The sequence below is a fragment of the Thioclava sp. SK-1 genome (assembly GCF_001705665.1).
GTDB lineage: Bacteria > Pseudomonadota > Alphaproteobacteria > Rhodobacterales > Rhodobacteraceae > Thioclava.
Genome location: NZ_MDHA01000028.1, coordinates 77,903 through 91,449, shown reverse-complemented (window position 1 = coordinate 91,449; position 13,547 = coordinate 77,903). Strand labels below are relative to the sequence as shown.

At 57.6% G+C, this 13,547-nt stretch carries 6 protein-coding genes and 1 pseudogene; 2 read left to right on the top strand and 5 right to left on the bottom strand.

What is annotated here, in order from left to right:
• From BFP70_RS05265 to BFP70_RS05250, 4 genes and pseudogenes are all read right to left on the bottom strand, one after another.
• A pseudogene (locus BFP70_RS05265) lies at positions 1-2,045 on the bottom strand (hypothetical protein); the annotation flags it as partial.
• 128 nt (positions 2,046-2,173) lie between these two features.
• Positions 2,174-3,067 carry a glycosyltransferase family 2 protein gene (locus BFP70_RS05260; protein WP_066010325.1) on the bottom strand — a complete coding sequence of 298 codons (894 nt, stop codon included), beginning with the start codon at positions 3,065-3,067 and terminating at the stop codon, positions 2,174-2,176.
• A 3-nt stretch (positions 3,068-3,070) separates the two neighbouring features.
• Positions 3,071-4,705, bottom strand: coding sequence for a glycosyltransferase (locus BFP70_RS05255; protein WP_066010324.1), 1,635 nt, complete (start codon positions 4,703-4,705; stop codon positions 3,071-3,073).
• Positions 4,706-4,899: 194 nt separating this feature from the next.
• Complete coding sequence (locus BFP70_RS05250) at positions 4,900-6,852, bottom strand: glycosyltransferase family 2 protein (protein ID WP_066010323.1); 1,953 nt, start codon at positions 6,850-6,852, stop codon at positions 4,900-4,902.
• A gap of 106 nt (positions 6,853-6,958) precedes the next feature.
• Here BFP70_RS05250 and BFP70_RS20260 point away from each other — a divergent pair, with 106 nt between their 5' ends.
• Together BFP70_RS20260 and BFP70_RS05240 are read left to right on the top strand one after the other, a co-directional pair.
• Positions 6,959-8,926 (top strand): hypothetical protein, encoded by a 1,968-nt coding sequence (locus BFP70_RS20260; RefSeq protein ID WP_141693107.1) that lies wholly within the window; start codon positions 6,959-6,961, stop codon positions 8,924-8,926.
• A gap of 262 nt (positions 8,927-9,188) precedes the next feature.
• Positions 9,189-12,236, top strand: a complete 3,048-nt coding sequence (locus BFP70_RS05240; RefSeq protein ID WP_066010322.1) for a M10 family metallopeptidase C-terminal domain-containing protein — start codon at positions 9,189-9,191, stop codon at positions 12,234-12,236.
• Here BFP70_RS05240 and BFP70_RS05235 read toward each other — a convergent pair.
• Positions 12,233-13,222 (bottom strand): glycosyltransferase, encoded by a 990-nt coding sequence (locus BFP70_RS05235; protein ID WP_255356595.1) that lies wholly within the window; start codon positions 13,220-13,222, stop codon positions 12,233-12,235. The genes BFP70_RS05240 and BFP70_RS05235 overlap by 4 nt on opposite strands.
• Positions 13,223-13,547 lie beyond the last annotated feature (325 nt).

Here is a 13,547-nt window from a genome sequence, read left to right as displayed (position 1 = left end):
CCCAAGTTGCCCTGTATGATATCATCGCCGGCCCCGCCGCCGATCAGATCATGATCCGCCCCACCAAAAAGCGTATCAGGCCCCGCACCGCCCAGCAGCGTATCATTGCCTGCATCCCCCCAGATCCTGTCCGCCTGATCTTCGCCCCAGATCTTGTCAGCCCCTGCGCCACCATGCAGCTGATCGAGCCCATAACCTCCTGCGATTTGATCATCCCCCGCACCGCCCCAGACTGTATCAAAACCCAAGTTGCCCTGTATGATATCATCGCCGGCCCCGCCGCCGATCAGATCATGATCCGCCCCACCAAAAAGCGTATCAGAGCCTATACCGCCTAAAAGCGTGTCTTTTCCGGCCCAGCCTTGCAGCATATCATCCCCCTCAAACCCTTCCAAACGATCGGCTTGCATGCTGCCCGAAAGGTGATCATTCCCGGCCGTGCCCGCCTTCCCCGCGGATGGCTGCGGGTCTGGGGGCGGCTGAGGCTCTGGGGATGGTTGGGGGGATGGCTCTGGTGTCGTCGGGGCAGGAGACACATCTATCATCAGGGGCGGACGATCCAGCGACCAATCTATGCGCGACACAAACTCCGCAGCCTGTATCATGTCACCGGAAGCAGAGCGTATTTCGGTCACCTCGCCGCCGCGAAATGTCATTTTTATCCCCCCCGCCACAGGAGCCAAACTTAGCCGGTCTGCACTGTACAGCAGCGGCACTGCACTTAGGTCCAGCCAATCTACATGCGTGTCAAAATCTGCAATGATGTCGTGCGCCCCATCGGCCGAAAGGGCAAAAATATCCGCGCCCATACCGCCATAAAGAACATCTGCGCCCGCACCGTCGGCCAAAATATCATCGCCGGCCCCGCCGCGCAGGGTATCAGCCCCCGCACTGCCTTCCAAAATATCATTCCTTGCGCCGCCCGTAAGTGCCGCACTGCCAGACATCACCTGCCCCAAATCCGCCAAAGACAATTGCAATTCCGTGATCCCGGGGCTGTCTTGGGCCGCAATATAAACCCGCAGATCCTGTCCTATCTGCGTCAAGGCCAGTGCCGAGATCGCACCAAAATCTCCATGCGCATCCTCAAAACTGGATAGGTGGATCAATCGCCCCGATGGCAACAGCGTAAATAGACTGACACCACCATCCCCGCCGCCGACCAGAACAAACCCGTGTCCGCTGGTTTCAAATGTGGTCATATCGGTCACAGAGCCAAACCGGGTAAGCTGCGTGTCCAGAATGTGATCGCTGACCCGGACATCACCATTGTCCTCCAGCGCCAGCACCGTAAGCGCCGCAGATTGGCTGCCTTCGGCCGTGGTGGCCACCACACTGTAAGAACGCCCGGCCACGGTTACGGTTTCGATTGCCACAGCTTCTGGCAAAAGCCCCAGACCATTCCCGACCCCGATTTCGTCAGTATGTTCCATGATGCCATCCGCCCGCAGGCGCAGCACGCTGATCGCATCCTCAGCATCGCTCAGTGTCAGAACATAGGTCTGGCCAGACTGTTCCAGCGCGGTCATGCCCGACAGGCCCGACAGATGGCTGGCCGCACGGTCGGCCAATTGTGACAACTGCATGGTCTGCAACGTGGCCGGTGTCAGCATATCACGGCTTAGGGTCGTGGCATTGCGCAAGGACAAGATATCTTGGCCGATGCCCAGCATATCCGGGTGGTCTGGGTCTACATGCAGATCCAACGCCACCGCAGCCCCCAGCGCGCCATCCACCCCCAGCGCATAGCCCACCGGCTGCCCTGCCGCCGACAGGCCCGTGACCATCACCGATCCAGCAGGCCCTGCGTCGATCAAGGTGATCGTGCCGGAGGTCATACTGTTCATTGCGTCACTATATTGAGCGGTGGTCAGTTGCCCTGCCATAACACCATCCAGCGCAAGGGAAAACGCCCCCCCCCCGCGACCGGTCGCGCCCAGCAACACCATGTGGTTGCCTGTATCTACCACGACAAGATCACGTAGATCTTGTGACGCAATCGCCCCCCCGGCCCCCGACAGCACTCGTCCGCGCAGCCTCAGCATCCCATTTCCTTATTCCTTACGCCCCCGCAGCTGGCAAGGATCGTAAGGCGCTATTGGAAATGGTCCGTGAACAATCCAGAAGGAATTCGCGGGACTTTGCTTATAATTGAAACGATAGGGGGGGGCGGTTACAGTTTTACGATTTTGGGGTTGAAACTGGCACCGCGCACAATCGCGGCATAGATTTTACGCCGCACGGCCCAAGGCACATTGCCCGCCAGCATAGAGCGGTGCACGTTATAGGCAAATGAGACGACCCCGGTAATGCCGCGGGTCCGGCGCAGGAACGATGTCTCATTGCGTGCCCCATAGGCGAATTTCCACAATGATTTCGCCGTCACCAGGCTGTAATTCACACCTTTGTTTTCCGGCGTGTCATGGATAACCCGGCTTTCGGGGCAATAGATCCCCGGATAGCTTTGCGCGATACGCCGGGTGTATTCAGCATCGTCAAACCAGATGAAATACTCTGCGATGGGCAGCCCATGTTCGCGCACGGCCCAACGTGGGATCAACACCGAGACAAAAGAACAGCTGTCCACCAGTGCCCAAGGGGTTTGTGCCCGCAAGAAACGCGCCCAGTCCCATACCGGATGAGGGGTGTTCATTTCACACAGGCTGCCATCGATCCATTCGACGCGCGAACATGCAAAGCTGGGACGCCATTCAAATTTGTCTTCAAATTCTGCCAGATCATTTTGCAGCCGTTCCAGCGCATCTGGTTCAGGATAGGCATCATCATCCGAAATCCAGATGTAATTTGCCCCATCTTTATAGGCCAGTTTCATACCTTCGTGGAAGCCGCCCGCACCACCGATGTTTTTCGGCAATTTAACATACCGCAGATTGGCCATTGCCTTGGCGCGCACGACCGTTTCCGTATCATCTGTCGACGCATTGTCGATCACATAGATCACTTCGGGTGGGCGGGTTTGAACGGCCAGCGCATCCAAAACATTAGACAGTTTTGCAGACCGGTTGAAGGTCACAATGACGGCTGCGGTTTTTTCAAGAACGGGCATCGGTTATAGCTCCGGGTCGCGATCTTCGGCCACGGCCGTGTAAATCGGCATCAAAATGTCTTCGGCGGTCGGGTCATCGGCCAGGCGGTGATAGGCCTGTTGCATCTGTTGTACCTGACGGGCCAGGAAATCAGCATCCGACCACAGTCGCTCAACATGGGCGACAAAGGCTTTGACCGTCTGCGGCGGTGAAAGCGGAAGCAACAGCTCTGGCGGCACGATTTCTGCCTGTGAACCGACATCGGTGGATATCGGAATACAGCCCTGTTCAACAGCTTCATAACAGACCAGCGCCAGACCTTCGTTATTGGAGGGCAGCAACAAAATATCCGATTGCGCGAAAAGTGCAGGCACATCACTGCCCGCGCCTTGCAACGTGACCTGCTCTGACAGGCCATAACGGTTCAACAGCCCTTGTACCGCGCGCAGCATCGGACCTTCGCCAACCCATGTCACCTGTAAGGTCACGCCCTTGGCTGCGGCCCATTTTGACACCGCACGCAGGGCCTCGACCGTCACAATAGGGCGCTTTTGATAGACCATACGCCCGACAATCGCGATCCGCAGCGTTTGTGCCTTTGCGGCCATATTCGCATCGCCCAATGCCCCAACGCCGCGACGACGGTCCAGCATCCGGCCCAGCCGTACCTTATGCAATTCATGGAAGCGATCGCGGAAGAAATCACGCAGCTCGCCACTGATCACATGATGCATATCGATATAATTGGACCATACGCCCGAAATGCGCGGATAGCCGCCATCCCCGTGTTCCACGATATGGGTTGTGTCAATGACGCGCAGATCGGGGCAATGCACCCGCAAATGCGCCAAAGCCGCATATAACGGGACGCAATGATGAATATGCAGCAGGCGGATATGTTCGTCTTGCACCAGCCGTGCCAGATATTGCGGCCAATGGGCATGCGCCAAATAGCGATCCAGGCGGATAAACTGCACATCGGGATGATCGGGCAGGCGTTTGGCCATCCGTTGCAACCCGGGAACCGAGGCCACGACAAACACGCGCAACCCGGCCTTGAGCGCCCATTCAATTGTATCAAAGGCCATTTTCTCGGCACCGCCGACCTCAAGCCAATGGGTGCCAATCAAGATTGCGGGACGGGGCGTATCTGCGGCCGTCTCAGGTAAGGTTGTGCGATCATCAGCCGCCACAGGGGCTAATAGCGCGCTGCCGTCGCTACAGCCAAGCTGTGACCATTCATGATGCGTCAGCGCCTGTGCCTTGCGCCGCATTTCCACCTTATAGCGCAGCCATTCATAGACCAGCGGCGCGCGGGCGAAGATCGTTGCCAATTTGCCATTGCTTGGGGACCAGCTTGCCTCTGCCGTTTCCCATTCCCCCGGTGTCGCCGGGCGTGGAATGGAAATCAAAACAGTTGCCGGGCGGGCATGTGCGAAAGGGGCAGGCAGCTGTTCTTGGCCCAAAAATTCCGCGCTCAGGTGATGGGGCTCAAAGCCTATATCATGGTCAAGCACCGTAGGCTTGCCGAAAACAGGATCATCACCTTGGTAATAGACGAAGCGCAAATGCCTGTCTGGCAGCAGCCGCGTATAAATTGATTGGATTTCGGAAATTTCAGCGAGGTAGCGAAGTCTAAGACCGTCTTGCAGCGGCATTGTGGCGTGCGTGTCCTTTCAAGGGCGTGAAAAACCACCACGCCTGTCCAGCCCGGTATGGGCAATATCTTTGCGCACCATGCCGCAAAATATGCCCCGCATACAAGGCGCAAATCAAAGCACGGGCAAGGTTCAGCCCAAAGCAGGCCCACCATCGCATCCGCTGTGGGCGGTTCAAATACCGCCTGTATCGATCACCTGCGCCGCGACAATTGGTCTTGCCAGAAACGGACCGAGGTCAGCGCCCCATATTGGGCCTGCCATTGGCGCCGCAACCGCCGTTGGTGCCATAACATCCCCCCCACCGCGCGCAAAAATCGCGCAAATTCTGCCCGCCCGCGCTGCGGGTCATGGGAGGTGATCACGACCGTTCCATCTAATCCTTGTCGCGTGATCGTGCGCGCGCCCCAAATCATCTGTGGGACCGCTGTGCCGGTGGTGCTCAGCTCATGGCCCCAACGCGACATTCCGGGCAATAGATACCCGTTCAGGCTTACCCGGGCCCAAAGCCGCCGTAACGGCCCGATCTGGAGCATCTGGGTCTGAGGTCTGCTGATTTGGGCCAGATGGCTTTGGGGGGCGGGCTGAGGGCGTTCGGTTTGGCTGGCCTGGGCAATTTGTTCCCGGCGCTCTTGCAGGTCAGCCATCTGTGCGAAACGTTCTGGCCCGGCACAGACATCCGATACTGCCAGGGTCATGGCCGATAGGCTGTCATGACGATGCAGCACCAATGCCCGCAGCCCAAACCGCAGGGCAATCCGGACCACATCCCGCCGTCGTCCACCCAGCTGCCGTAAGGCCAGATGATGCACCAGATGCGAGCGCAGATCCAAATACCCCGTCAGCGGGCTTTCCTTGGCCGCGAAATCCTCATCTTGGCCTGCGACCACCCCCGGCAATGTTGCGATGCGCAGATCATTGGCCAGGGAAAACCCCACATCATCGCCGCGCACAAAGAACGGAAATGGCATATGCCGCACCGCATCCAGCGCGAAACCGAAAAACCACCATCCCCCATAATTGGCCACAAGAGCCCCGTGGTGTTCATGTGCCTCTGCGGCAACGATCATCGCATGTACCGAGGAGCGTTCGGTCAGGTTGGTCCCCTTGTGGCAGGGTGTACAAAACCGATCAAACCGCGCCCCGTTTTCCCATAATAGATCGGGCCGTTCAGCCTGGGTCAGCGCCCCGGCCACCGCCCATGCCGGATCTGTCGCATAGGCCAGAAACTGACGGCAACGCCAGACAGCTTCTGGCGCGGCGCTGGCATCATCATCCATGAACAGACAATGGGTCGCGCCTGCGGCACGCGCCTCTAAGATCCCGCGCGCAAACCCCCCGGAGCCGCCTAAATTCGGGCTGGAAATGAGTGTGACATTGCCCCCGAAATGGGGATCTTTCGGGTCTAGCGTGCCGCCATTGTCAATCACCAGAACCTGCGGGATCGGCCCTTGATAGGGCGATCCATCTTGCTGTGACAGCCCCTGTGAAAGACGCGCCGTCAATGCCCGGACCTGAGGTTCACGCCGATACGTAGTAATCACAATGGCCAAATGTGGCACAGCAAGCGGCGGTTGTGACGTGACCCATGCCAGATCGTCGATCCTTGTTTCCATGGGGACAAACAGTTCAATCCACAGCAGCACCGCGTCGGTATACAACCGGTCGGGCAGTGGCTGAATATGGGGGGCGCCACATTGCAACTGCACAGGGCATATCGGCCCGCGGATCACATTGCCCGCCCCGTCACGCCCGCAGATCTGTATGTGCAAAGCCCCTATGCCGCGCAATTGCACCTGTACCGCGCCCAAGGCACAGGCCCGCCGCCACAGACCCAGCGCGAAGATGTCATGATACCCATCCAGCACCCATTTTGCCCCCTGCTCCAGGGCCGCCCCACATCCGGTCTGCCCGGACTGGCCTGCCACTGAGGCAGGGTTTTGGGACAGCCCATCCAAATGCGAAAAATCAAGACCTTGCAGCCGGACCGCCGGGTCAGCCTTGCGTGCGGCAGAATTCATCAGGCCGGCTCCTGCACGGGGGGGTTCATACCGTTGCGTTGTAGTCGGAACATATTTACTTAGCAAATCATCCGCCTGCCGATATACCGCAGCCGATACACCGCCGAAAGAAGATCGGAATTTCATGTTAGAACGCCTTGGTCCGTTACGCTTTGCTTTTATCCGCCGCCTTCATCGCCTGTCTGTCTGGGCACGGGCACAAAAGCGTGCTGCCCGGGGCAGGGTGTTACCTGTGAAACTGCCCTCGACCCATCCAAATGAGCCGTTCCAGATCGATCTTGGCAACCATCGTCTACAGTATCACCCCGGCAACACGACATTGGTGGTCAGCTTTGAAAATGCGGACCGCCCGGAAGAAGAGCCTTATGGCACGCGCAAAGCCTGGGGCGAGAAATTCTATCGCGGCGAAGGCGTGTCCTTGCTGGGGGTATTTACCCGCACTGCCGATTGGTATCGCGGCAAAACCCTGATCGCCACATTGGAAGCGCTGCGCGACCGTGGATTTTTCAAAGGGTTTGATCATGTGATCATGGTCGGGGGATCGATGGGCGGGTTTGCCGCAGCTGCCTTTGCACCGCTTGCCCCCGGATGTACGGTGCTGTCCTTCAGCCCGCAGGCCACGATAGACCCTGCGCGCGCAGGCTGGGATAAGCGGTTTGCACAAGGCAAGACATTGGATTGGTCCTTACCTTACGGGGATGCACCACAAGGGGCCAAATCGGCCGGACGGTGCTATCTGATCTATGACAATCTTTTGCGGCTGGATCTGCGCCACGCACGCATGTTTGGCCCCAGCAATGACCAGATCATACATCTGAAACTGCCCGCAGGGGGGCATGGTGTGGCCCCGACCCTGGCGCAGATGGGGGTCATCAAGGATATTTCCCGTGCCATGATGGCCCGCAACATGACGGCTGCGCAATTTTCCAAAGCCATCCGCGGCCGCCATAAGGTGCCGCGTTATCGCCGGATGCTTGCGCTATATGCAATCAATCGCGCGCATTTTGAGCTGGCGCGGCGGGTCTGCGACAGCTCAATCAAGATATTCCCCAATCTGGATTTCAAAGCCATCCGCGCCAAAGCCGATCAGGCGCAGGCCGCGCGCGCCGTCGCCGCCCCAAAGCCCGCGTCACACCGGCCCGGCATTCCCACGGACAATATCACAACGCCCCAAACCGCGCAGGCACCACAGACAGCACCGGCCATGCCCCGCCCCGCCCGCCGCACCTTATATTTGCATCTGGGCGTGCACAGAACCGCCACCACCAATATTCAGGCCACATTGTTTCGCAACTGGCCTGCGCTTTTACAGCGCGGCTATCTGTATCCACTGGGGGTCGAGCGCCATATCGGCCTGATCAACACGATCTTCGCCGGTGATCGCACCGCCAGTGATGCGGCGCGCGATATAAATGACCGTGCCGATGCACAACCCAGCCCGGTGCATTCGCTGATCCTCAGCGACGAGGACATCAGCATGCGCCGCGACCTGTCGCCTTTGCGCGGCCTGTCCGATGTGTTCGATGTCAAAGTGGTGATGGCGCTGCGCCGTCAGGATTTATGGCTGGAAAGCTGGTGGGCGCAAAACGTCAAAGGGCAATGGGATCACCGGCTGTGCCATATCCGCTGGGAGGATTTCCTGCGCGAGCGGGCGCAGTTCCACTGGATCGATTACAAAGCCTATATCGACCATATCGAAACTGTGTTCGGCACAGGCTGCGTGATCCCTTATGTTTTTGAACGCGATCAAATGCCCGGCGGGCCGGTGGCCACCTTCTGCCGCCAGGTCGGGATTGACGATATTTCCGATTTTAAAACCGCAGGCGGAAAGAATATCAGCCTGACACCGGAAATGTCGGAATTCGTGCGCCATCTGCCCTATATCAATGCCAGCATGAAATACCGCCTTGCCCTGATAGAAGTGGCAGAGGTGGTTGATCGCCAGATCCGGATCGAAGGCGGCACCTCTTTGATGATCCCATATGCGCTACGCCAGAAAATCATGGCAGGTTATGATGCGGGCAATACCCTTTTGGCGCAGCGTTTCTTTGGCGAAAAGACCCTGTTCAAAGACCCTCTGCCAGGCCCTGACGTCCCCGTTACCATGCCGCATTTGCCCGAAGATCCAGAACGCGTGATGCAGCGCCTTGTCACGCCTTTTGTGCAGGCATTGATCGACCGGTTCGACGACAAAATCTGATCAGACCCAGAATTTGTTTGGCCCTGCCGCCCCCCGTCCCAGACGGGGGGCGGTTTTCATATGCGCCCCATCTGCCCTCCGTATTCGTTTTAATTTGTCGACAAACAGCTTTTTTTCGCCAGATTTGCGGCCCCGCATGGCCTGACCTGCTTTTTAGCTTTGTCTTATCGCGTCTGGGACAGCCCCGGACGGGGCGCGCAAAACGTGCGTTAGAAGCGGGAATTCCGCGTCATTTCACGTTTCTTCTACAGACGGGCGCCCCATGTGCACAGAATGCAGCAATCCAGACCATATCATCGGGATTAATCTTACCAGCCTGGGTCTGGGCGGCACATCCGCCAACGACAAACCCGATTGGAGCATCAGTGAAATCGCAGAGTTTTTGCGTGTGGGATATTGGGCCGGGAAAGGCACCAGCGCCCATAGTTTCATACTGTCACAAGACGGATCGCTCAGTGTCAATCTGACCGGGCTGACCCAAGATGCCCAAGATACCGCGCGCGAAGCATTGCAGGCCTGGACCACGACCACCGGGTTGCGCTTTGTCGAAACCCGTGGGGCGGCACAGATCACCATTGATGACGACAGTTCCGGTGCCTGGTCCAATGCGCTGTTCTCTGGCACGGTAACGCAATCGGCCCATGTCAACGTGGCGGCTGATTTTTCATCGGGCGCCTATCGGCTGCAAACCTTTATCCATGAAATCGGCCATGCCCTGGGACTGGGCCATGCAGGGCAATATAACGCTGCGGGCAATTATGCCTCTGATGCCAGCTATGCCAATGACAGCTGGCAATATTCCATCATGTCCTATTTCACCCAGGCGCAGAATACAGAGACCACGGCCAGTTTCGCCTTTGTGCGCACGCCACAGATTGCCGATGTTCTGGCCATTCAACAGATCTATGGCACCGGCGCACAGGTCCAGCCGGGCGATACTATTTATGGTCGTGCAGATATTATTGCCACACGCGCCCAAACCATTGCCGATGGCGGTGGCGAAGACATGATCGATCTGCGCGGGCGCGATGAAGATCAGCGTCTGGATATGAAATCCGGCGCGTTCTCCGATATTGATGGGCGTCAGATGAACCTTGCGATTGCCGTGGGCACGGTGATTGAAAACGCCGCCAGCGGTGCAGGCAATGACAGTATCAATGGCAACGGGGCTGACAATCAGATCGATGCCGGTGCAGGCGCGGATATGGTATGGGGCGGCGCCGGGGGGGACCTGCTGTCGGGCGGGGCGGGGGATGACTCGCTTTGGGGCCAAGATGGCAATGACACATTGGACGGTGGTGCAGGCGATAACCTGTTGAATGGTGGCACGGGATGGGACACGGCGCAGTTCAACGCAGATGCGGCAGATGTCTTGATCTTTCGCCATACCGACAGTTTGCAGGTCAAAACCGATAGCGGCATCGACACGCTGACCGATATTGAAGCCCTTTCTTTTACCGATGGGACCGCAGCGGCCGATAATTTCGATGCAGCCCTTGGGCAGGGTTGGGTTTCGGCGGCAGATTTTCTGGATGGGGCACAGACGGTTTTGCCCTCCACCCCAGCAGCGGTGGTCACCCCCCCCGCAGCGGCGCTTCCAGATGCACCCGTGTCGGCGCCAACCGCCGATGTGCGCATGGAGGTTGGCACGTTGCAGTTGAGCCGTGCCGTGCAAGACGATGGTTGGATCCACGTCACATTCGCCCGCGCCATCACAGATGCTGTTGTCGTGGTCGGGCCGCTCAGCATTCGTGGCACCCAGCCCCTTGTACCAGAGCTGCGCAATATCACCGACACAGGGTTTGACCTGCGCATCAGCGAATGGGAATATCTGGATGGTGGCCATGTGGCCGAAAGCCTGTCTTGGATGGCGGGCACAGCAGGCACGCATCTTATGGCCGATGGCACCGGGATCGTGTTTGGATCACAAGATCTGCAAGGCACAGACATCACGGATATCGCGCTTGACGGTTTGGAAGGCCGTACGGTCACCGCCTATGGCAGCCTGATCGGTACGGGGGACAGCCTGCTGACCCACCGGATCCATTCCGTTGCCGACACTGGCCTGAGCGTATCCATGCAAGGCCAGGAAAATAGCCCCAACACCGGCAATGAAGCCCGCAGTTTTGACTATGTCGTGGTGGAAAATGGCGGCGTGCTGACGCAGGGCGGGGTGAATGATGTCGCCGCGCGCTGGAAGGCGGTGGATGATGCGACCAATCAAGCCGTTTTTGCAGATATGCAAAGCTATAACGGCACCGATACGGCAAATTTGCGAACGATGAGCCATCAAGATCAGACATGGCTCAAACTGGCGGAAGAGCAATCGCAGGATCTGGAGCTTAATCATATCGCGGAACAGGTCGCCAGCATGTCGATCGCCCGCGGCAGCTATGAATTGTATGAAAACATCGAAGATCTGCGCAGCAATGACACGGTTGTTGCCAGCGCATTGGAGGTCGGCACGCTATCATTGCACCGCGATCGGGGCAGCGACGGTTGGGTGCAGGTGACATTCAGCACCGATATCAAAGATGCGGTGGTCGTTTTAGGTCCTGTCAGCACCAATGGAATCGACCCTGTAACACCGGAATTGCGCAATGTGACCGATAGTGGATTTGAAATCCGTCTGTCTGAATGGGAAGCGTTGGACGGTGGCCATATCACGGAAACTTTGTCCTGGATGGCCGGCACAGCCGGTCAGCATATGCTTGACGATGGCACGAAAATCACCTTTGGCACCCAAAATGTCAGCGGTAGCCAGCCGGCACATATTTCCTATGATGGGTTTGATGGCACACCGGTTATATTAGGCGCGGTCTCTGGCGAGGGCGGAGATATTGTCAGCCACCGCTTTGCCAATGTGCAAGAGAATGGCGCACAGATCCGTTTGGCCGCGCAAGAGGCCCAGAACGGGGCGGATTCGACGACCAATCGCGTGGTGCAATGGGCTGCAATCGAAGATGGTAGCGGCACATTGCTGCAAAGCGGCACACAGCAAATCAACAGCGTAGGCAGCAATATCGGCCAGCAAGACGGCGCCCTGTTTGCCGATGTTCAAAGCTATATCGGCGGGGATACGCTGACATTGCGCAGCGCGCCGGCCAATGATGGCACACGTTTGTATCTGGACGAAGAACGCTCTGGCGATGCCGAAACCTGGCATATCAACGAAACCGTCTCCTGGCTGAGCATTGAAGCCGGACGATATGATCTGTTTTCCACCGAATCCGCTTTGGATTTAGAGGCCCAGATCGATGCGCAGGTTGCCTCATTGCTGGCCGATGATCCGGACCTGTTTTCGTTCTAATCAGGGGTTTGACCCCAGCGCAGCACCTGGCTGTGGGAAACGGTCGTGCGCCGTAACAGCCCGTCACGCACAGCCCGCACCATAAGCAGTGCAAACGCCTTGCGCGCCCCTGAATGCATGCGGGTTTTCAAAAACCATTTCGGCAAGATAACCAAAAGTGCGGGCCAAAATAGGCATCCCGCCGCCTGACGATACAAGATCAACAAATTGCGGTGGTAATAATAGGCTTTCCACAAAGGATGGAATTGCCCGCGCTGCTGGCCGGAAAATGTGCCCATATCATGTTCAAACCGCACCCGCGGGTCAAAACACATCCGCCCGCCGCGCGCTGCAAGCCCCAATGTGTAAATCCCATCATCGCCATAGATGAACAGGGACGGATCGGGAAATCCTGCCCGAACAATCCCCGCACGAGAAATGAAAAAACCGACAAAAGAGGTCACATCAATCGGGCTGGGCCGATCCAGATCATAGGCAGCCGGGGGCAGGTGAAACCCACCCCGCCCGCGCCGCACAGTGCGCCAGAAATCGCCAAGCTGCCAAAATGGGTTCCGTGAGGGGCGGTTCATGTCACAGATCTGCCCATCGGGAAAATATACCGCCGCTGCAATGCCTTCATACCCGGTCTTATCCAAGGCATGAAAGGCGGCCAATGCCCCTGGTTCTGGACGGCCATCATCATCCATCACCACCAGCCAATCGGGCGCAAACCGTTCCACCGCGACGCGCATACCACGCGCAAACCCGCCCGCGCCGCCGCTATTGACCGTTTCACGCAGCACCACCAATCGCGGATCAACCTGGCCGGCCAGCCATTCGGATGTTCCGTCATCAGAGGCATTGTCAACCACAACCACCTGCGCCAGCTGTGCATCCGGACAGTCCAGTAACCGTGCCAGCGTCACCTGCAGTTTGTTCAACCGGTTACAGGTGACAACCACAGCCACCAGCGTTTCGGCACCGCTTTGCGCGTCGTGTTGCTGCATCATCGCTGTCCTTTTGCATTCATTTTTTGTCCAGCCTGACTACATCTTCCATTTCAGAAGGCAATGAAGGTTACGCATCACAGCCAGAATTTCCCAACTCGACCGGTCCGTTACAGCATCTTATCACGGCCCGGCATCCTTATTAACAATCCATAAAATTCACCATATCGACATGTTCTTTCTTGACCTGCCTTTAAGGATCCTGCACCAAAGTTATCGTCTATTGATTATTAAATCTGATGCTTCCCTATCGGGGTAGGGGCGCAAATCCATCATATCATTTTATGGCCAAAATTCGGCTTTCACAGGTATCAGGAGACATTTC